The 20,931-nt window shown below is 71.5% G+C and carries 13 protein-coding genes and 1 pseudogene; 12 read left to right on the top strand and 2 right to left on the bottom strand.

Annotated features, from left to right (window positions below):
* Position 1: 1 nt before the first annotated feature.
* Positions 2–2,621: pseudogene (locus C8250_RS19215) on the top strand (SUKH-4 family immunity protein).
* Between the two features lie 185 nt (positions 2,622–2,806).
* Positions 2,807–3,730: a cellulose-binding protein gene (locus tag C8250_RS19210; RefSeq protein WP_138356081.1), complete on the top strand. Its 924-nt coding sequence runs from the start codon at positions 2,807–2,809 to the stop codon at positions 3,728–3,730.
* Between the two features lie 43 nt (positions 3,731–3,773).
* Here C8250_RS19210 and C8250_RS19205 read toward each other — a convergent pair whose 3' ends face one another.
* Positions 3,774–5,249 carry an MFS transporter gene (locus C8250_RS19205; protein ID WP_244809832.1) on the bottom strand — a complete coding sequence of 492 codons (1,476 nt, stop codon included), beginning with the start codon at positions 5,247–5,249 and terminating at the stop codon, positions 3,774–3,776.
* A 429-nt stretch (positions 5,250–5,678) separates the two neighbouring features.
* Here C8250_RS19205 and C8250_RS19200 point away from each other — a divergent pair, with 429 nt between their 5' ends.
* From C8250_RS19200 to C8250_RS19180, 5 genes are all read left to right on the top strand, one after another.
* A complete protein-coding gene (locus C8250_RS19200) occupies positions 5,679–6,470 on the top strand; it encodes an ABC transporter ATP-binding protein (protein ID WP_138356083.1) in 792 nt (263 codons plus the stop codon).
* The gene (locus C8250_RS19195) at positions 6,467–9,034 is read left to right on the top strand and encodes an ABC transporter permease (RefSeq protein WP_138356084.1); all 2,568 of its coding nucleotides are present in this window, start codon (positions 6,467–6,469) and stop codon (positions 9,032–9,034) included. Before C8250_RS19200 ends, C8250_RS19195 begins: the two co-directional genes overlap by 4 nt.
* Before the next feature lie 197 nt (positions 9,035–9,231).
* Positions 9,232–12,765, top strand: coding sequence for a transcription-repair coupling factor (mfd, locus tag C8250_RS19190; RefSeq protein WP_138356085.1), 3,534 nt, complete (start codon positions 9,232–9,234; stop codon positions 12,763–12,765).
* A gap of 164 nt (positions 12,766–12,929) precedes the next feature.
* A complete protein-coding gene (locus tag C8250_RS19185; protein WP_138356086.1) occupies positions 12,930–13,943 on the top strand; it encodes a glycosyltransferase family 2 protein in 1,014 nt (337 codons plus the stop codon).
* Entirely contained in the window at positions 13,943–14,371 is a 429-nt protein-coding gene (locus C8250_RS19180; RefSeq protein WP_164296803.1) for a GtrA family protein, read from the top strand. The genes C8250_RS19185 and C8250_RS19180 overlap by 1 nt, the downstream gene beginning before the upstream one ends.
* Here the strand turns inward: C8250_RS19180 and C8250_RS19175 are convergent.
* On the bottom strand, positions 14,352–15,782 hold the full coding sequence (locus C8250_RS19175) for a DUF2079 domain-containing protein (protein WP_138356087.1): 1,431 nt from the start codon (positions 15,780–15,782) through the stop codon (positions 14,352–14,354). The genes C8250_RS19180 and C8250_RS19175 overlap by 20 nt on opposite strands.
* A 306-nt stretch (positions 15,783–16,088) precedes the next feature.
* Between C8250_RS19175 and C8250_RS19170 the strand changes: the two genes are divergently transcribed.
* The 5 genes from C8250_RS19170 (at position 16,089) to C8250_RS19150 (ending at position 20,921) form a co-directional block, all read left to right on the top strand.
* Positions 16,089–16,724, top strand: a complete 636-nt coding sequence (locus C8250_RS19170) for a hypothetical protein (protein WP_138356088.1) — start codon at positions 16,089–16,091, stop codon at positions 16,722–16,724.
* Positions 16,721–18,280 carry a serine/threonine-protein kinase gene (locus tag C8250_RS19165; protein WP_138356089.1) on the top strand — a complete coding sequence of 520 codons (1,560 nt, stop codon included), beginning with the start codon at positions 16,721–16,723 and terminating at the stop codon, positions 18,278–18,280. The genes C8250_RS19170 and C8250_RS19165 overlap by 4 nt, the downstream gene beginning before the upstream one ends.
* Positions 18,281–18,348: 68 nt before the next feature.
* Complete coding sequence (locus C8250_RS19160; RefSeq protein WP_138356090.1) at positions 18,349–19,065, top strand: HNH endonuclease family protein; 717 nt, start codon at positions 18,349–18,351, stop codon at positions 19,063–19,065.
* Between the two features lie 125 nt (positions 19,066–19,190).
* Positions 19,191–19,832 carry a SurA N-terminal domain-containing protein gene (locus tag C8250_RS19155; RefSeq protein ID WP_187144900.1) on the top strand — a complete coding sequence of 214 codons (642 nt, stop codon included), beginning with the start codon at positions 19,191–19,193 and terminating at the stop codon, positions 19,830–19,832.
* A 117-nt stretch (positions 19,833–19,949) separates the two neighbouring features.
* Complete coding sequence (locus tag C8250_RS19150) at positions 19,950–20,921, top strand: nucleoside triphosphate pyrophosphohydrolase (RefSeq protein WP_138356092.1); 972 nt, start codon at positions 19,950–19,952, stop codon at positions 20,919–20,921.
* Positions 20,922–20,931: the final 10 nt, after the last annotated feature.

The raw sequence follows: 20,931 nt of genomic DNA, 5'->3' as shown, positions 1-20,931 counted from the left end.
AATGGTCACTTTCGCGCAGGCGCAGGAGCGCGCCGAGCGGTGGATCAACGGTGACGTCCCGGCGTACCAGGCCCGCGAGGTGCGGGTGCGGGAGTTCGACCTGGGCTTCGTCGCCTGGTCCGAGCCCCGCGAGGACGGTCCGTCGAGCGATGACGGACAGGTGCGGCTGGTCATCGCGCGGGACAGCGGAGAGGCCACGCTGTGGCCGGGTCTGCCGGTCGGCGAGGTCATCCGCCGCTACGAGGAGGAGTACGGCGCGGTGCCGAACGACACCCCGCCGACGCCGCCCCAACGGCTCGATCTGGAGGCGACGTCCTTCCTGATCAGTCCACCGCAGTGGCTGCAGGACGCGGCGGACAAGATGGGCATCCCGGACCGCCGCCCCGGCGCGGCTCCGGCCGCGGCCCCCGACGCACCGGTCGTGCCGGCCCCCGCGCCGGTGCCGTCCCAGGCGTCCGTCGAGATCGACTCCGGGGCCTGGTCCGGCCGCACCACCAGTGCCCCGGACGACTCCGTCTCCGTCCCCATCCCCGCCACGGTCTTCGCCCCGCCGATCTCCGACTCCGACGAGGCGCACACCCCGCCGCCGATGGCCGGCGCCGAGGCCAAGACCGAACTGATGCCGCAGGGCAGCTCGCTGCCCGCGACGATCATCGCCCCGCCGGAGGGCGCCGGCTTCCCGATCGCGCCCGCGACGCCCGGCGCCGGCGGTCCCGGCCGGCCGCCGGGCCCCGGTTACGCCCGTCCCGGCCTGCCGCCGCCGTCAGGTCCCGGCGTGGCGCTGCCGCCGCCCGCGGGTCTCGCGACCCCGGGCGGACCCGGTGGCCCCGGCACTTCGGGGAGCGCAGCAGCGGACATCGCCGACGCGGAGACCGCGAAGGCGGTGCGCGGCAGCGTGCCGTCCGCGGGTCCCGGACGGCGCAGCCCGGACGCCCCGCCGCCGCCCAGCGGGCCCCACGCGCCCGGAGCCCCGGGTGCTCCCGGCGCTCCGGCCGGCGGGGGATACCTGCCGACGCAGCTGGTGCCGGCGCGCGGTCGGAACGACCCCGGTCCGGCCGCTCCCGGTGCCCCCGGCACCCCGGGCAGCCCGCCGTCGTCCGGCGGTGTGAACTACGCGGCGACGATGCTCGCGGGTCCTGGCGTCGGTGGTCCGGGTGCTCCCGGTGGTCCTGGTGGTCCGCCGCCTCCTCCCGGTGTGATCGGTGGTTCGGGCCCGGGTGGTCCGCCGCCCCCGCCCGGTGTCATCGGTGGTGGCCGTGGCGCTCCGCCCGCCCAGGGCTCCTCCGGCGGTGTGAACTACGCGGCGACGATGCTCGCGGGTCCCGGTGTCGGTGGTCCGGGTGCTCCCGGTGGTCCTGGTGGTCCGCCGCCTCCTCCCGGTGTGATCGGTGGTTCGGGCCCGGGTGGTCCGCCGCCCCGCCCGGTGTCCCCGGCGGTGGCCGCGGCGCCCGCCGACCCCGCCGGGCCCCGGCGGGCCCGGTGCCGGTGCCCCGTACGCAGCGACGATGCTGGCCGGCCCGAACCCCGGTGGCCCTGGTGGTCCAGGCGGTCCCGGCATGCCGCCACCGCCGCCGCCCGGAGCCGCGGCCCCGCCGCCCCCCGGCGGTTACGGATACCCGCAGCCGCCGGCCGGTGTGCCGACGGTCGGCCCCGGCTACATGGCCGTCCTGAGCTACCGCGCGCACGACGGTTCGCAGCAGCAGCTGATCCGCCGCTCGGCGCCGGGCACTCCGCACCCGGAGTGGCAGATCCTGCACGAGCTGCGCGCGCTCAACGTGCCGCCGCAGCAGGTGCTGGAGCTGCACACGGAGCTGGAGGCGTGCGATCTGCCGGGCGGCTACTGCGCCCGGATGATCCGCGAGACCTGGCCCCAGGTGCGGATCAGCCACACGGCCCCGTACGGCCGCGAGCACGCCTCGCGCCAGCAGGGTGTCCAGCATCTGCTGACGCACCAGGGCGAGTTGCACCAGGTCGCGTCGGCGCCGGCGCGGCCGCAGCCGCAGCGGGTGCCGATGCCGGACCCGAACCAGGTCCAGCGGGTACCGCCGATCCCGCTCGAGGGGATCGGCCACGAGCTGGCGCAGGCGTTCGGGCCGCAGGGCCTGTTCCGGTTCGACCAGCGTGCGGTCTCCCGCCAGGGGGTGCCGGACATCGTCGCGCAGACCCTGATGTGGGCCGGGCTGCCGGTGGACTTCGGGCCGTTCTTCTGGGCGCAGGCCCAGCCGGGCCGCCCGGTGCCGACGCTCGCCGAACTGGCGCAGGAGCGCGGGGTGCAGCCGGCCTCGGACGCGGGCTCGTACCTGGTCATGGGCAATGACTTCGGGCGCCAGCTGTGTGTGCAGTACGGCACCGCGCACATCGTCGCGGTGCCGCTCGAAGCGGGCCCGGGCGGGCAGCCGGTGCCGCCGCAGTTCGTGAACTCCAGCCTGCCGGAGTTCGCCCGCTGCCTCGCCCTGCTCGGGCGGATGTGGCGGCTGCGGATCGGGCTCACGCCCGACCAGGCCGGCCGCTGGACGGTCGACTTCCAGGCGCAGCTCGCGGCGCAGGACCCGGCCGCGATCGCCTCGCCGGACAACTGGTGGGCCGTACTGATCGAGCAGATGTGGGACGGCCTGCTCTGACGCTCCCCGCTGTGTCCTGATCCCCGGGCGGCCCCGGTCCGGATTATCCGGACCCGGGCCGCCGCGCTATGTACGGGCGATGGGTTGGGTAGGGGTAGGTCGGAGTGTCGCGGTATACACAATTCAGACATATCGGCAAAAATGGATTACAGAGTACGGTTCGGAAGGACGGCGAGGGGCAGCGCATGAGCAGCACGGCAACACCTCACGGCTTCGACACCGTTCGCGGGCGCGGCTACCGGGTGGAACAGGTCGAACGCTTCCTCGAGGAACTGTCCGAGGACCGCGACGCGGCCTGGGAGCGGGCCGCCCGGCTCACTGTTCTCGCGAACGAGATGGACACCGAGGCCAAGGCGCTGCGGGAATCCGTCGACGCGCTCGGCCCGGCGAGTTACGAGACGCTGAGCGCGAGCGCGCAGGAACTGCTGCGCCTCGTGCAGGAAGAGGCCGCGGCGGTCAGGGAGCGCGCCGAGAACGAGATCCAGTACGCCCACGACGCCGCGGAGACCGCCCGCCGCGCCCTCCAGGACGAGGCCAGGGCCGCCGCCGCCGAGCGGCGCGCGGTTGCGGAGGACCAGGCAGGACGGGTGCTCGACGTGGCACGCGGCCGCGCCGGCGAGATCCTCACGGAAGCGCAGACCGAGGCCGGCCTGGTACGCGGCGAGGCCGAGCAGGCCCTGGAGGCCACCCGGCAGGACACCACGCGCACCCTCACCGATCTCGACAAGGAACAGCGCGAGCGGCTGGACGCCTTCGAGCACGAGATGGCCGAGCGCGAGGCCGGCGTCGACAGCCGGATCGGCGAGCTGACCGGCTACGCGGAGCGCCGCTTCGAGGACGCCAGGACGGCGCGCGCCGAGGCCGAGGAGTTCGCGCGGCACGGGCAGGAGGACGCCGAAGCCCGGGCGGCCGCCCTGCTCGCGGAGGCCCGCATGCGGGAGGAGCGCATCCGGCGCGAGAGCGAGCGGGAACTGCGCGAGCACGAGGAGCGCCGCGAGGAGATCCGCGCCCACCTCGCCCACGTCCGCAGCAGCCTCGCGGCCCTCACCGGCCGCCCGCTGCCCGACGACGATCCCTCGGTCCCGGAACCTGGCCCGGCCCCGGAGTAGCGGAACGGGCGGCCGTCGGTCCCCGTCCGTCGGTCCCCGTCCGTCAGTCCCCGTCCGTCAGGACGGGGAAGCGGCGCGGGGCGACGAACAGCAGCACCAGCACGGCCGCCCCGGCCGCCGCCGCGGCGCCCACGTAGACGTGGTCGACCGCGGCCGCCACCGCCCGGCGCACCGGCTCGGCCGCCCCGCCCGGCGGCGTCAGCGAAGCCGGCGCCGCGCCCAGCCGGGCCACCAGCGTGTGGTTGGCGACGGCGCCGAAGACCGCCGCGCCCACGCTCTGCCCGACCTGGCGGCAGAAGAGCACCGACGAGGTCGTCGTCGCCCGCTCCGCCCACCCGACAGTGGACTGCACACCGACGATCAGCGGCAGTTGGAAGAGCCCCAGCGCGCCGCCGAGCAGCAGCATCAGCAACGCGGGCTGCCAGGCCGGCCCGCCGTAGGGCAGCAGCGGGAACGCGGCGAGGATCGCGGTGGCGCAGCTCATGCCGATGACGGCGCTGTTGCGGAAGCCGATCCGCAGATAGACGCGGCTGCTCAGGGCCGCCGACAGCGGCCAGCTCAGCGTCATGACGGACAGCACGAACCCGGCGGCGACCGGCCCGAGCCCCAGGACCGTCTGGGCGTAGGTCGGCAGGAAGACCGTCGGCGCGATCATGAGCAGCCCGAGCGCGCCGAGCGCCAGGTTCACGGAGACGATGACCCGCCGCCGCCACACCCAGCCCGGGATGATCGGCTCGGCGGCGCGCCGTTCGATCACCACCGTGCCGGCGGTGCAGACGGCGCTGGCGGCGAACAGGGTGAGGGACTGCCAGGACAGCCAGGACCACGCGATGCCGCCCTGGACGAGGGCGAGGAGCAGCAGCCCGCCGGCGAGGAAGAGTGCGACCGCGCCGGGCCAGTCGATGCGGTGGCGGGTGCGGGTGATGTTCTCGTGCAGGTGGCGGAGGATGAGGACGAGGGCGGCCGCGCCGACCGGCAGGTTGATCAGGAAGATCCAGCGCCAGTCGCCGTATCCGGCGAGGAAGCCGCCGGCCAGCGGTCCCGCGATGGCGGAGACCGCCCACACGGTGGAGAGCGCCGCCTGTATGCGGCCGCGTTCCTTCAGCCCGTACAGATCGGCGGCCACGGTCTGCACAGTGCCCTGGATCGCGCCGCCGCCCAGCCCCTGGACGATCCGGAAGGCGATCAGGCTCGCCATGTTCCAGGCGCCCGCGCACAGCAGCGAGCCGAGCAGGAAGAGCGCGATGCCGGCCAGCAGCACCGGTTTGCGGCCGAAGGTGTCGGCGAGCTTGCCGTACACCGGCAGCGTCACCGTCACGGCCAGCAGATAGCCGGAGAAGAGCCAGGAGAACACCGAGAGGCCGCCGAGGTCGCCGACGATCTGCGGGACGGCCGTCGAGATGATCGTGGAGTCCATCGCGGCGAGCGCCATGGCGAGCATCAGCGCGGCCACGATCCGGCCGCGCCGGGGTGGGCGCGCGGGCTCCGCCGCGGCCGATGACCGGGCCGTACGTTCCACAGGACCGCTCACGGCGGCTCCCTCCCCTGGCGTGCACAGCAGTGTGTGTACACCGCACCATTCCATGCGGGACCGGGGTCGCGACAGCCGGTATCGGCGGCATCGTCGCAGGTGGAACAAGGTTCTTGCACCTCACGTGGCGTGAGGGCAGATCATCGACCCCGAGGTCGCGGACGGTTGGATGTCGGCGACCCTTAGGGGAAAGTACTCACTTCCGCCTACTCGATGTTCGTACTGGCGGAGGACGTTCGGGAGGCCTGGTGCTCCTTAGGGTCATCAGTGGGACGTGGTGGGGCTAACCCCACCAGCAAGACGGAGACCTGCCCCATCGCCGCGACCCCAGGCTTACCAGCACTCTGATAACGCGCGACAGGGTCCACCAGGTTCCGCAGGAGCCCGACGAAACACACGAGATTTCAGGAGATAGCAGTGACAACGGCTGTAACGATTCCCAAGTCCGGGGGCAGCGGAGAGCGTTCGGCTGTTGCCGCCCGTGCACGTCAGGTCACCAAGTCGTACGGCACCACCGAGGACACGCGCGTGGTCGCGCTGGACGCGGTGGACGTGGACATCGCCCGTAGCGGTTTCACCGCCATCATGGGCCCGTCCGGTTCCGGCAAGTCGACCCTGATGCACTGCCTGGCGGGCCTGGACTCGGTCACCAGCGGACAGATCTGGGTCGGTGACACGGAGATCACCAAGCTGAAGGACAAGAAGCTCACCCAGCTCCGCCGGGACCAGATCGGCTTCATCTTCCAGGCGTTCAACCTGCTCCCGACGCTCAACGCGCTGGAGAACATCACGCTGCCGATGGACATCGCGGGCCGCAAGCCCGACCGCGAGTGGCTGGACCGCGTCATCGAGACCGTCGGCCTGGCCGGGCGTCTCAAGCACCGCCCGAACCAGCTCTCCGGTGGCCAGCAGCAGCGTGTCGCGGTCGCCCGCGCCCTCGCCGCCCGCCCCGAGATCATCTTCGGTGACGAGCCGACCGGAAACCTGGACTCGCGCGCCGGCGCCGAGGTGTTGGGCTTCCTGCGCCGCTCGGTCGACGAGCTCGGCCAGACCATCGTCATCGTGACCCACGACCCGGTCGCCGCCTCCTACGCGGACCGCGTCATCTACCTGGCCGACGGCCGCATCGTCGACGACATGGCGAACCCGACGGCCGACTCCGTTCTCGAGCGCATGAAGTCCTTCGACGCCCGTGGGAGGGTGTCGTGACCGTCTTCAAGACATCGATGCGCAACTTTGTCGCGCACAAGGGCCGGATGGTGCTCAGCGCCGTCGCCGTGCTCCTTTCGGTGGCGTTCGTCTGCGGCACCCTCGTCTTCACCGACACCATGACCGCGACCTTCGACAAGCTCTTCGCCTCCACGGCGTCGGACGTCTCGGTCAGCGCCAAGAAGGTCGACGACGCCCAGGAGACCGGCAAGCCGGAGACCGTTCCGGCCTCGCTGCTGGCGAAGCTGCAGCAGACCGCCGGGGTGCAGCAGGTCGAGACGCAGGTGGTCAGCGACAAGATCACCGTCGTCAACAGCAAGAACGAGAACGTCGGCTCCAAGACCGGTGCGCCCACCATCGCCATCAACTGGGACGAGCGCGACAGCAAGAAGTCGGTGGAGCTCACCTCCGGCCACGCGCCGCGCGGTCCGACCGAATCGCTGATCGACGCCGACACCGCCGCCAAGAAGGACCTGAAGATCGGCGACTCGCTCCGGGTCATCGCCACCCCCGGTGACTTCAGCACCCGGATCGTCGGCATCGCGACCTTCAAGACCACCAACCCCGGTGCCGCGCTCATCTACCTCGACACCCCGACCGCGCAGAGCAAGCTGCTCGGCACCACGGACGCGTACACGAACTTCGGCCTGACCGCCAAGAGCGGCGTCAGCGACGCGCAGCTGAAGAAGGACGTCACGGCCGCGGTCGGCACCGACTACAAGATCCAGACGGCCGCCGAGGCCAACGCCGAGGCCAAGGACGACATCGGTTCGTTCCTGAACCCGATGAAGTACGTCATGCTCGGCTTCGCCTTCATCTCGGTGATCGTCGGCATCTTCCTCATCATCAACACCTTCTCGATGCTGGTCGCCCAGCGGACCCGCGAGATCGGCCTGATGCGGGCCATCGGCTCCAGCCGCAAGCAGATCAACCGGTCCGTGCTCTTCGAGGCGCTGATGCTCGGCGTCCTCGGCTCGGTGCTCGGCATCGGCGGCGGCATCGGACTCGCCATCCTGCTGATGAAGCTCATGGGCAAGCTCGGCATGCACCTGGACACCTCCGAGCTGACCATCAAGGCCACCACCCCGGTGATCGGCCTCGCGATCGGTGTCATCGTCACGGTGGTGGCCGCCATGCTGCCCGCCCGGCGGGCAGGCAAGATCTCGCCGATGGCCGCCATGCGGGACGCCGGAACTCCGGCGGACGGCAAGGCCGGCAAGGTCCGCGCCACCATCGGTGTGCTGGTGGCCCTGGCCGGCGGCGCCGCCCTGGTCGCGGCGGGCAAGGCGGACAAGGCGTCCCAGGGCTCCTCGTTCCTCGGCTTCGGCGTGCTCCTCACGCTGATCGGCTTCGTGATCGTCGGCCCGCTGCTGGCCGGAGTGCTCGTCCGCGCCCTCAGCACCGTCTCGCTGCGGTTCTTCGGACCGGTCGGCCGCCTCGCGGAGCGCAACGCGCTGCGCAACCCGCGGCGTACCGGCGCCACCGCCTCGGCGCTGATGATCGGCCTCGCGCTGGTCGCCGGACTGTCCGTGGTCGGCACCTCGATGGTGGCCTCGGCCACCGACCAGCTCGACAAGTCGGTCGGCGCGGACTTCATCCTGCAGACCGACAACCAGCAGCCGCTGAGCCCCTCGCTGGCCAAGGCCATCCACTCGGCCGGTCACCTGGAGCACGTCACCGACTACACGGGCACCAACGCCAAGCTGACCACCCCGGACGGCAAGGTCTCCACCAAGCAGCTGACGGCCGCCAGCCCCACCTACGCGCGGGACCTGCGCGTCGAGGCAGTCCAGGGCAAGCTGTCCGACGCCTACGGCGACAACTCGATGTCGGTCAACGAAGGCTTCGCCACGGATCACGGCATCAAGATCGGCAGCGAGCTGACCGTCGCCTTCGTCGGCGGCGAGACCGCGAAGCTGAAGGTCGCCGCGATCACGTCGGACGACACCACGTTCGACAAGGGCGCGATGTACACGAACATCGCCACGGCGAAGCGGTTCCTGCCGGCCGACAAGTTCCCGCCCAACCAGATCATGTTCGCCAAGGCCGTCGACGGCCAGGCGAAGGAGGCGGCCGCGTCCCTCAAGGAAGCGGTCAAGGACTACCCGCAGCTCACCGTCCGGGACCAGACCGACTACAAGGACCTCATCAAGAGCCAGGTCAACCAGCTGCTCTACATGATCTACGGGCTGCTCGGCCTCGCGATCGTCGTCGCCATCCTCGGCGTCGTGAACACGCTGGCCCTGTCGGTCGTCGAGCGGACCCGTGAGATCGGCCTGATGCGGGCGATCGGAATGTCGCGACGCCAGCTGCGGCGGATGGTCCGGCTGGAGTCCGTGGTCATCGCCCTCTTCGGCGCCCTGGTCGGCCTCGGCCTGGGCATGGGCTGGGGCATCTCGGCGCAGCGGCTGATGGCCACCGTGGGCTTCGGAGTCCTGGAGATCCCGTGGGGGACGATCATCATCGTCTTCTTCGGATCGGCCCTCGTCGGCCTGGTGGCCGCGCTGGTCCCCGCCTTCCGGGCGGGCCGGATGAACGTGCTCAACGCCATCGCCTCCGACTAGGCAGTCTCCCCACTGCCTACCAGGCGGCCCCGGAACGCAACCCCCCGCGTTCCGGGGCCGCCGTTTGTCGCCGCTCGGTGCGTCACATGTGATCGAGCGGCAGCGACTGTCGGTGGGGCGTCGTACGCTGGAAGAACCCCGGCCCGTTTGACGTGTCGGGCGTTCGCGTTGTCCAGCCCTGGGACGGAAACCCCTTCATGAGTCTGAACGGTCTGCTCGACGTCGTCGTGAACGATCCGGCCCTCGCCGAAGCGGTCAAGGCCGGTACCGACGGCAATCGCCCGTACGTCGACCTGGTGGGGCCGGCCGCCGCCCGGCCGCTCGTGCTGGCGGCCCTCGCCGCCCGCACCGGCCGTACGGTCCTGGCCGTGACGGCCACCGGCCGGGAGAGCGAGGACCTGGTCGCGGCGCTGCGCTCGCTGCTGCCGCCGGACTCCGTCGTGGAGTACCCGGCGTGGGAGACGCTGCCGCACGAGCGGCTGTCGCCGCGCTCCGACACGGTCGGCCGCCGGCTCGCCGTGCTGCGCAGGCTCGCACACCCGCGGGCGGACGACCCGACGGCCGGGCCCGTGAAGATCGTCGTCGCGCCGATCCGTTCCGTGTTGCAGCCGCAGGTCAAGGGGCTGGGCGAGCTGGAGCCGGTGTCCCTGCGCAGCGGGCAGAGCGCGGATCTCGGCGAGGTCGTGGACGGCCTGGCGGCCGCCGCGTACGCCCGGGTGGAGCTGGTCGAGAAGCGTGGCGAGTTCGCGGTGCGCGGCGGGATCCTCGATGTCTTCCCGCCGACCGAGGAACACCCGCTGCGGGTGGAGTTCTGGGGCGACGACGTCGAGGAGATCCGGTACTTCAAGGTCGCCGACCAGCGCTCGCTGGAGATCGCCGAGCACGGCCTGTGGGCACCGCCGTGCCGGGAGCTGCTGCTCACCGACGAGGTGCGGGCGCGCGCGGCCGAGCTGGCGATCCGGCACCCCGAGCTGAACGAACTGCTCGACAAGATCGCCGAGGGAATCGCCGTCGAGGGCATGGAATCGCTGGCTCCGGTCCTGGTGGACGATATGGAGCTGCTGCTGGACGTGCTGCCGTCCGGGAGCATGACGGTCGTCTGCGACCCGGAGCGGGTCAGGACACGCGCCTCCGACCTGGTCGCCACGTCGCAGGAGTTCCTTGAGGCGTCCTGGGCGGCCTCCGCCGGTGGCGGGGTGGCGCCGGTGGACCTGGGCGCGGCCTCGCTGTGGTCGATCGCCGATGTGCGTGACCACGCCCGGCAGCTGGGCACGCCCTGGTGGTCGATCAGCCAGTTCGCCGCGGATGCCGAGCTGGACGAGGACACCCTGCAGCTGGGCATGCGCGCGCCCGAGCTGTACCGGGGGGACACCGCCCGCGCGCTCGCCGACACCAAGGGCTGGCTGGCCGACGGCTGGCGCACGGTCTATGTCACCGAGGGCCACGGCCCGGCCGCCCGCATCGTGGAGGTGCTGGGCGGCGAGGGCATCGCGGCCCGTCTGGACATGGACCTGGCCGATCTGGAGCCGTCCGTCGTCCATGTCTCGACCGGTTCGATCGAGCACGGCTTCATCGACGCGGGGCTCAAGCTGGCCGTGCTGACGGAGTCCGACCTCACCGGGCAGAAGTCCTCCACCAAGGACATGGGGCGGATGCCGTCGCGGCGCCGCAAGACCATCGACCCGCTGACCCTGCAGCCCGGCGACTACATCGTGCACGAGCAGCACGGCGTGGGCCGCTACGTCGAGATGGTGCAGCGCACCGTCCAGGGCGCCACCCGCGAGTACCTGCTCGTCGAGTACGCGCCGGCGAAGAAGGGACAGCCCGGCGACCGGCTCTTCGTGCCGACCGACCAGCTGGAGCAGATCACCAAGTACGTCGGCGGCGAGGCCCCGACGCTGCACCGGCTCGGCGGCGCCGACTGGACGAAGACCAAGGCGCGCGCCAAGAAGGCGGTCAAGGAGATCGCCGCCGACCTCATCAAGCTCTACTCGGCGCGGATGGCGGCCCCCGGCTACACCTTCGGGCCCGACACCCCGTGGCAGCGCGAGCTGGAGGACGCCTTCCCGTACGTGGAGACGCCCGACCAGCTGACCACCATCGCCGAGGTCAAGGAGGACATGGAGAAGTCGGTCCCGATGGACCGGCTGATCTGCGGCGACGTCGGCTACGGCAAGACCGAGATCGCGGTCCGCGCCGCCTTCAAGGCGGTCCAGGACAGCAAGCAGGTCGCGGTGCTGGTCCCGACCACGCTGCTGGTGCAGCAGCACTTCACGACCTTCTCCGAGCGCTACGCCCAGTTCCCCGTGACGGTGAAGGCGCTGTCGCGCTTCCAGTCCGACAGCGAGGCCAAGGCCGTCCTGGAGGGGCTGCGCGACGGCACGGTCGACGTCGTCATCGGCACCCACCGGCTGTTCTCGTCCGAGACGAAGTTCAAGGACCTGGGCCTGGTCATCGTCGACGAGGAGCAGCGGTTCGGCGTCGAGCACAAGGAGCAGCTGAAGAAGCTGCGGGCCAACGTGGACGTGCTGACGATGTCCGCCACCCCCATTCCCCGCACGCTGGAGATGGCGGTCACCGGCATCCGCGAGATGTCGACGATCACCACCCCGCCGGAGGAGCGGCACCCGGTGCTGACCTTCGTCGGACCGTACGAGGAGAAGCAGATCGGCGCCGCGGTCCGGCGTGAACTGCTGCGCGAGGGCCAGGTCTTCTACATCCACAACCGGGTCGAGTCGATCGACCGGGCGGCGGCGCGGCTGCGCGAGATCGTGCCGGAGGCGCGGATCGCCACCGCGCACGGGCAGATGGGCGAGAGCGCGCTGGAGCAGGTCGTCGTCGACTTCTGGGAGAAACGCTTCGACGTGCTGGTCTCCACGACGATCGTGGAGTCCGGCATCGACATCTCCAACGCGAACACCCTCATCGTGGAGCGCGGCGACAACTTCGGTCTCTCGCAGCTGCACCAGCTGCGCGGCCGCGTCGGCCGGTCACGCGAGCGCGGCTACGCCTACTTCCTGTACCCGCCGGAGAAGCCGCTCACCGAGACCGCGCACGAGCGGCTGGCGACCATCGCGCAGCACACCGAGATGGGCGCGGGCATGTACGTGGCGATGAAGGACCTGGAGATCCGCGGGGCGGGCAACCTGCTCGGCGGCGAGCAGTCCGGGCACATCGCGGGCGTCGGCTTCGACCTCTACATCCGGATGGTCGGCGAGGCGGTCGCGGACTACCGCTCGGCCCTGGAGGACGGCGGCGAGCCCGACGAGACACTGCTCGACGTCAAGATCGAACTGCCGGTGGACGCGCATGTCCCGCACGACTACGCACCGGGGGAGCGGCTGCGCCTGCAGGCGTACCGCGCCATCGCCGCCGCCAACAGCCACGAGGACATCACCGCGGTCCGCGAGGAGCTGACCGACCGGTACGGCAAGCTGCCGGAGCCGGTGGAGAACCTGCTGCTGGTGGCCGGGCTGCGGCTGCTCGCCCGCAAGGTCGGGGTCAGCGACATCACCCTGGCGGGCAGCAACGTCCGGTTCGGCCCGGTCGAGCTGCGCGAGTCGCAGGAACTGCGGCTCAACCGGCTCTACCCGCGCACGGTCCTGAAGAACGCGGCCCGTCAGGTCCTCGTACCGCGCCCGACCACCGCCAAGATCGGCGGCACACCGGTCATCGGACGGGAACTCCTGCTCTGGACGTCGGAGTTCCTGACCACGATTCTCGACAACTGAGACCCGACCGACGGGTTTCCGAGGGGTAACCGATACACAACCGGCGCCGCCGCGCCGTGAGTCACGTGGCGTTCAGATCGCCGTCATGTGGCCCTTGCGCGGCGGCCGCGCGGGGGTCGTGTACCGCGGGCAGCATTTCCGTGTATCCCACGGAAAGTGAATCCATGCGCCTGTCCGTTGTCGTTCCCTGTTACAACGAGGAATCCGGTGTAGAGCTTTTCGACGCGAAGATCCGGGAGACCCTGGACCTCCTCCCCGTCGAGTACGAGCTCTGCTATGTGGACGACGGCAGCTCGGACGCGACGCTGGAACGCCTGCGGGGCCTGGCCGAGCAGCATGTGGGCAGCACCCGGTACGTCTCGTTCAGCCGGAACTTCGGCAAGGAGGCCGGCATGCTCGCGGGGCTCCGCGAGGCCACCGGCGACGCCGTCGTGCTGATGGACGCCGATCTGCAGCATCCGCCGGAGCTGATCGTGCGGATGCTGGAGCTGTTCAGCCGCGGCCACGACCAGGTGATAGCGCGCCGCACCAGGGAGGGCGACAAGTTCGTCCGCAGCACCGTGAGCCGGCTGTACTACCGGATGGTCAACAAGTGGGTCGACGTCGAACTGACCGACGGGGTCGGTGACTTCCGGCTGCTCTCCCGCCGCGCGGTCGACGCGCTGCTGTCGATGCCGGAGTACAACCGCTTCTCCAAGGGGCTGTTCTCCTGGATCGGCTTCGACACCGTCACCTTCGACTACCGCAACGCCGCCCGCGCCGCGGGGGAGACCAAGTGGCGGTTCGGGGCGCTGCTCAACTACGGGATCGACGGGCTGATCTCCTTCAACAACCGCCCGCTGCGGATGGGGATCCACCTCGGCCTCGCGCTGGCGGGCCTGGCCGGGCTGTACGCCGCCTGGGTCACGGTCGCCGCGGTGGTCGGCGGGGTGACCGCGCCCGGTTATGTGACACTGATCGTCGCCATCGTCGGGCTCGGCGGGCTGCAGATGATGATGCTGGGGCTGATGGGCGAGTACATCGGCCGTATCTACTACGAGTCCAAGCGGCGGCCGCACTTCCTCGTGAAGGAGACCAACGTGCCGCCCGCCACCTTCGGCGGCCCGGACAGCGCCCCCGCCAGCGGTGCGGCGCTGCTGGCGGAGCGCCCGGCGCCCGCGTCGGAGGGCCGGCGCTGATGCCCGTACGTCTCCTCCAGGTGGTGCGCTTCGGCCTGGTGGGTGTGGTGAACACCGGCACCTTCTACGGCTGCTACCTGCTCCTGCACCGCTGGATGCCCTACTACCCGGCGTATGTCGTGGCGTTCGTGCTGAGCATGATCGGCTCGTTCTTCCTCAACACGTACTTCACCTACCGGACCCGGCCGACCTGGCGGAAGTTCCTGTTCTTCCCGCTGACCAACCTGACGAACTTCACCGTCACCTCGGTCGGCATGTACGTCCTGGTGGAGTGGTGCGGGGTGGGGGAGAAGCCCGCCCCGCTGATCGCGGCGGCCGCCGCGATCCCCGTGACGTTCCTGCTCTCCCGGCGGATCCTGCTGACCCGCGAGCAGCCGGCCCCCGCCCAGGAGCCCGCCCTCACCCCGGCTACGCGCGACGCAGGATGACGTAGCCCTCGCTGTTGGCGATCTGGGTGTAGGCCGCCGACGGATGGAGCTGGTGGGCGTACTCGACCGGGTCGGGGACCCAGCCGTCCCCGTTGTCGATCGCGATGTAGTCGGGGACGACGTTCTTGGCCCCGCCGACCCAGTAGACGGTGCAGCGGTTGACGAGCCTGCTGATCGGCCCGACGTTGGCCTCGACGCTCGCACCGTCCGGGATCTGCCGCAGCAGCTTCTCGACGGCCTTGACGTGTTCCCCGGGCTGGTACGTGGCGGTGTGCGTGAGATCCGCCAGCGGGAGGGTGGTGCTCAGCGCCAGGGCCGCGGCCGCCACGGCGGCCGGCACCTGCGAGGCGTAGGAGCGCAGCCAGCCCCGCGGGCTGTTGCGCGACTCGTTGACGGCGTCGACGAGGGCGAGGAGGACGACGGGCATCAGCACGGCGCTGTAGTGCCAGTCCAGGCCCCAGTAGTGGTCGTCGTGGGAGATGAAGCGCCAGCCGATGGTGGGCAGCGCGGCGATCAGCAGCGGGGAGCGCAGCGCGAGCAGCCCGCTGGTCGGCAGCAGGATCCACAACAGGGTGCGCAGCGCGGTGTCCGGCGCAATGGTGCCGGCGACGGGCGCGCCGCTGCCGCCGAGCTTGTTCCAGTAGTCGTAGCCGCCGCTGTTGTTGAAGGCGGGGATGAGGACGCCGAAGGCGATGGCGGCGAAGGCGATACCGAAACCGATGAGCCAGATCGCGTACGACGCGGTCCGCGGATCCTCGCGCCGGGTCCGCAGCAGCACGACGACACCGATGGCGGCGACGGTCGCGCCCATGTCCTCCTTGACGAGGATCAGCGGCAGCGCCCACCACATGGCGGTCTTCCACCGCTTGCGCAGCACGGCCTCCAGGGAGAAGGCGAGCATCGGCATGGCGAAGGCGATCTCGTGGAAGTCGAACTCGATCGCCCGCTGCACCCCCCACGACAGGCCGTAGGCGACACCGACGGCCAGCCCCCGGCCGCGGCCGAGGAAGTGCGCAGCGACCCGGGTGACCGGGACGACGGAGAGCGCGAAGAGGACGGCCTGCACCACGAGGAGGGTGACCGGGGTGGGAAAGACCCGGTAGAAGGGGGCGACGAGGGCCGTGATGGGGCTGAAGTGATCGCCGAGGATATTGGTCCCGGGGCCCTTGAGATCGGCGACCGGCGCCTGGAAGTGCGCATAGGACTTGATTGCCTGCTCGAAGATCCCGAGGTCCCAGGACATCGTCGCCATCCGCCGGAACCGGCACACCGACAGGGTGGCGTACGCGACGAAGAGCGCGCCGGCCAGCCAGTACGGGTCGAGCCGGGGGCGGAAGAGCCGCTGCAAGCGGCTGCCGGGAGAGGAGCTGTTCCCGTGCTGGGCGGGGATGGCCGCGGTAGCCATGTCCATGCTGCGTTCCTTTCGCACGGGAAGACGCGCGGCACCCTCGGCCGGTGCACGCCCGCCACGAAAAGATACGTGAGTGGCGCGGGTATGTGGTTCGGCCGGCCGTTCTCCGGTCACCGCAACCACCCGTATCGCAGTCTGCGTCGCTCTTGGTGACAGCGGCCGGACCGTCGGCCGGACGGTGGCGGGGGTGCACGGTGTTCGTGCGGGGTGTGGTCCGGTCCGAATTGTTGTGGCATCGCCAGACCGCTCGTCCGCCCCTGCCGATACGCTCGCTCTTCCAGCCGAGACTTTTGTTCAGGAGCAGCCATGAACGGCCCAGGCATCGTGCCGCCCCAGCCGAGTGACGGCACACGTTCCGGGCTGCGAGTCCTGTTCGTGCTGCTCGCGGTGCTGTCGTGCGGAATGCTCGCCTGGACACCGCTGCTGCGCGTCGCCCTGCTGCGCCGGCGCAACGCCGTGGACTGGGTGCTCTGCGGCGCCAGCTTCGTCCTGACCGTCGTACTGGTGGCGCTCCTCGGCAACGGCGGCGACAGCGGCGAGAGCGGCAACAGGAACAGCCCGCGGGACAACGCGGTGGTCTCCATCCTGGTGATCCAGGCCATCGCGGTGGCGGTGTACTACCTGGTCTCCGACATCCGGCACTTCCGGGAGGTGGACGCGCAGAACGCGTCCAGGGCGTACGGGCAGCAGCAGTTCCCCTACGCCGCCCCGCAGCCGCCGCGCCAGCAGGTGCACCAGACGCAGCTGCCGACCCCGCGCGCCGACTACAACCCGTACCGGGACACCCCCACCTCCACCCCGGCTCCCACCGCTCCGGTGGCCCCGGACCCGGCCGCGACGCCGACCCCGGGACCGGCCGGCACGCCCGCGCCGCGCATCGACCAGGTCCGCGCCGAGCTGGACGAGCTGAGTGACTACCTCCGCAAGGAAGAAGGCCGGTGAACGGCCGGCTCGTCGCGGGGCGGTACGAGCTGGCCACCGTTCTCGGCCAGGGCGGCATGGGCCAGGTCTGGACGGCGTACGACCGCCGACTGGACCGCCGGGTCGCGGTGAAGCTGCTGCGCCCCGACAAGGTCGCTGGCGGCGAGAACGTCGCCGAGCTGCGCCAGCGGTTCGACCGCGAGTGCCGGGTCACCGCCCAGGTCGACCACCCCGGCCTGGTCACCGTCCATGACGCGGGCACCGACGGCGACGAGCTGTACCTCGTCATGCAGCACGTCGAGGGCCAGGACCTGGCGGACCACCTCGCCGAGCACGACCCCTACCCGTGGCCCTGGGCGGTGGCGGTCGCCGCCCAGTTGTGCGCGGCGCTCTCCGCCGTCCACGCGGTGCCGATCGTGCACCGCGACCTGAAGCCGAGCAATGTGATGGTGCGCCCCGACGGCACCGTCGTCGTGCTCGACCTCGGCGTCGCGTCCGTCATGGACACCGACACCACCCGCCTCACCCACACCGGCACCCCGATCGGCAGCCCCGCGTACATGGCGCCGGAACAGGCGATGGGCGGCGCCGTCGGACCGCGCACCGACCTGTACGCGCTCGGGGTGGTCCTGCACGAACTACTCAGCGGCAACGTCCCGTTCCACGGCTCCACCGCGCTCGGCGTCCTGCACCGCCATCTCTACGAGGCCCCGGTCGCGCTGCGCCAGCTGCGGCCCGAGGTGCCCGCGCCGCTGGAGTCCCTCGTCCTGCGGCTGCTCGCCAAGGACCCGCAGCACCGGCCCGCCGACGCCCAGCGCGTCTACGGTGAACTCGCGTCAATGCTCCCGTCCGCCGGGACCGCGCACGCGCAGCGCCCGCCCGGGCCGATGGACCCCACCCGCCCGTTCCTGCGCCCGCACGCCCCCTGGCCGGACCGGCCCGGTACCGGCCAGGAAGGTGTCCAGGTGCCGGCCATGCCGTCGACGCCGCCTTCCACCACGCCGACGCCGCCGGCGGGGCCGGACATCGCCGCCGCGGTCGACGAGGTCAGACGGCTGCTCGACGCGGGCCGCATCACGCAGGCCGTCGACATCCTCGGGGGCGTGCTGCCCGCCGCCGCCGCGAAGCACGGCGAGCACTCACCGATCGTGCGCATGCTGCGCAAGCAGTACGCCGCCACGCTCATGGAGGACGGCCAGTTCCGCCGCGCGTTCCCCGAACTGCGGCGGCTGGCGGACGAGTTCGCCACCCAGAGCGGTCCGGCCGACCGGCAGGTCCTGCAGTTCCGCTACGAGGCGGCGCAGTGCCTCGAACAGCTCGGCGAGGCCGGCGCCGCCCTCGGCGAATACCGCACCCTGCTGCCGTACTTCGAGCGGTACGCGGCCACCGACCCGGTCGTCCCGCTGGAGATCCGCCGCCGGATCGGCAACCTCCTGCTCTCCGTCGGCGACCGCGCCACCGCCCGGGAGGTGCTCGCACGGCTCCTCTACGACGCCGACCGCGTGCACGGACCGCACCATCCGTTCTGCGTCGAGTTGCGCCGCACCCTGGCATGGCTGGGCCAAGTTCGGGCATGAGGCGAGCAGATGGGTGGTCCGACCGGGCCGCTCCGGACGCCGGGCTGTCAACGCCATAAGGTGCGAGCATGGTCAAACGCGGGGCACGGGCACCACACATACTCCTCTGCGGGCTGGCGGTCGCCGGACTGCTCGGCGCGGCGGGCTGCAAGGCCGACACCGCGGGCGGTGCCGGGAACGGCAACGGCAACGGACCGGGGAAGTCGGCTCCCGGCGGCAGCGCGCTGGCCGCCGTCGACTCCCTGACCGTCAAGGGGCGGGCGCCGAAGACCGGTTACACGCGGGAGAAGTTCGGCAAGTCCTGGGTCGACACCGACCACAACGGCTGCGGGACGCGCGACGACATACTGAAGCGCGACCTCACCGCGGAAACGTTCCGCGCGGAGAAGGGCGGCGACTGCGTCGTCACCTCGGGGAAGCTGGACGACCCGTACACCGGGCAGCAGCTCACCTACACCCGGGGCAAGAGCACGATCGACATCGACCACGCGGTCGCGCTCTCCGACGCCTGGCAGAAGGGCGCCGGGCAGTGGACGACCGACAAGCGGGTGCAGTTCGCCAACGACCCGATGAACCTCATCGCCGCCGACGCGTCCGCCAACCGCTCCAAGGGCGACGGCGACACCGCGACATGGCTGCCGCCGAACAAGGGCTACCGGTGCGCGTACGTGGCGCGGCAGGTCGCGGTGAAGAAGAAGTACGGGGTGTGGGTCACCGCCGCCGAGAAGGACGCGATGCGCAAGCAGCTGAACACCTGCCCGAACGAGAAGCTGCCCACCAGCTGAGCCGTTCGGGTTCGGCCGGACACGGCCCAGTTCGGCGGAGTGCTGGATATCGAAGCGGTCCGCTCCATATCCTCGATCTTCGCAAGGTCGAAGCACCGCCGCTCGATCCCATGCCGGGAGGCACCATGGTCCGCCGACGCACCGCCGTCTCGCTCGCCGCCGCCGCACTCGTGGCGATGACCCCTGTGATCAGCGCGTGCGGCACCCCGCACGCGGGGGCCGCCGCAGTGGTGGAGAACGAGACGATCTCCGTCTCGGACCTCCAGTCGAAGGTCAACGCGGTCCGCACCGCGCAGGAGAAGTCGCCCCAGGCGGCGGCCCTCATCGAGGGCAGCAGCGACCTGACCAGCCAGACGCTCGGCACGATGGTGGTGACCCGGCTGCTGGACCGCGTCGCCAAGGACGCGGGGGTCACGGTCACCCGCTCCGACGTCGGGCAGATGCGGACGGCACTGGAGGCCCAGTCCGGCGGGCCGGACGCGCTGGCGCCCGCGCTGCTGGAGAAGTACAACGTCGCGCCCTCCGACATCGACGCCTTCTGCCGGCTGCAGGTCGAGGCGGGCAAGATCATCTCCAGTCTCGGCGTCGAGCCCGGCAGCGACGGCGGAAGCGCGGCCCTGAACCAGCTGCTCGCCAAGACCGGCAAGGACATGAAGATCGACGTGAACCCCCGCTACGGCACCTGGGACGTCCAGAACGCCCGCCTGGGCGCCACCCACGAACCGTGGCTCGTCCCCGTGGCGACCGCCCCCGTCCAGGGCGCCTGACCCCGACCGGGCGGCCGGCCCACCCCGGCCGCCCGGGGCCGGACCCCGGGGGTCCGCTCCCGGGACGGGGCGGAGCAGGGGCGCGGGGCGGGGTAGGTTCGAGCGGTGGATGACTTGATGACCCCCGCGCCAGGCCGCCTCGTACTGCTCACCACCAGCCACCGTGTGGCACCCGGTCTGCTGTCGTGGCCCGCGTGGGAACTGCTGCGCGGTGCCGACCAGGTCATCTGCGCCGACCCCGGGCATCCGCAGCTTCCGTATCTGCGGGAGGCGGGCGTACGCGTCGTGCACGCGGCGCCGACCGGGCGGGAACTGGTGGACGCCACCGCCGGTGAGCGGACCGTCGTCTATCTGCCGGCCGCTGACAACGACCCCGCGGTCACCGACGAACTGGCCCGCCTCGGCGGGTCGGGGCGGGTCGCGATGCCGGACCTGGAACTGCTGCCCGGCTCGTACGACCTGCCGGGCGCGCGGCTGCTCGATCTCGTGCAGGTCATGGACCGGATCCGCGCGGAGTGCCCGTGGACCCGTGAGCAGACCCACACGGACCTCGCCAAGTACGGCATCGAGGAGATGTACGAACTGGTCGAGGCGATCGAGGAGGGCGACCGGGAGTCGCTGCGCGAGGAGCTCGGGGACGTACTGCTGCAGGTCGTCTTCCACTCCCGGATCGCCGAGGAGGACGCGGAGGAGCCGTTCTCGGTCGACGACGTCGCCGGCACGATCGTCGACAAGCTGATCCACCGGCACCCGCACATCTTCGGGGACGAGGTCGCCGAGACCCCCGAGGCCGTCCAGGCGAACTGGGTCCGGCTCAAGGCCGTGGAGAAGCAGCGCGACTCGGTGACGGACGGGGTGCCCGTCGGGCAGCCGGCGCTCGCGCTGGCCGCGCAGCTCAGCGGCCGGGCGCGCAGGGCCGGGCTGCCGGTGCCGGACGCCGCCGGCGTCGAGGTGCCGTCGGACCAGACGGCGCTCGGCGACCTGCTGCTGGCACTGGCCTCCGCGGCCACCGCCGCCGGGCTCGACCCGGAATCCGCGCTGCGGGCCGCCGCCCGCCGCTACCGCGACACCCTGCGCGCAGCCGAATAGACCGACGGAG

The sequence above is a fragment of the Streptomyces sp. So13.3 genome, assembly GCF_005860785.2.
GTDB lineage: Bacteria > Actinomycetota > Actinomycetes > Streptomycetales > Streptomycetaceae > Actinacidiphila > Actinacidiphila fildesensis.
Note: the sequence above shows the minus strand (reverse complement) of the source record. Positions and strands in the feature narration are given on the sequence as shown.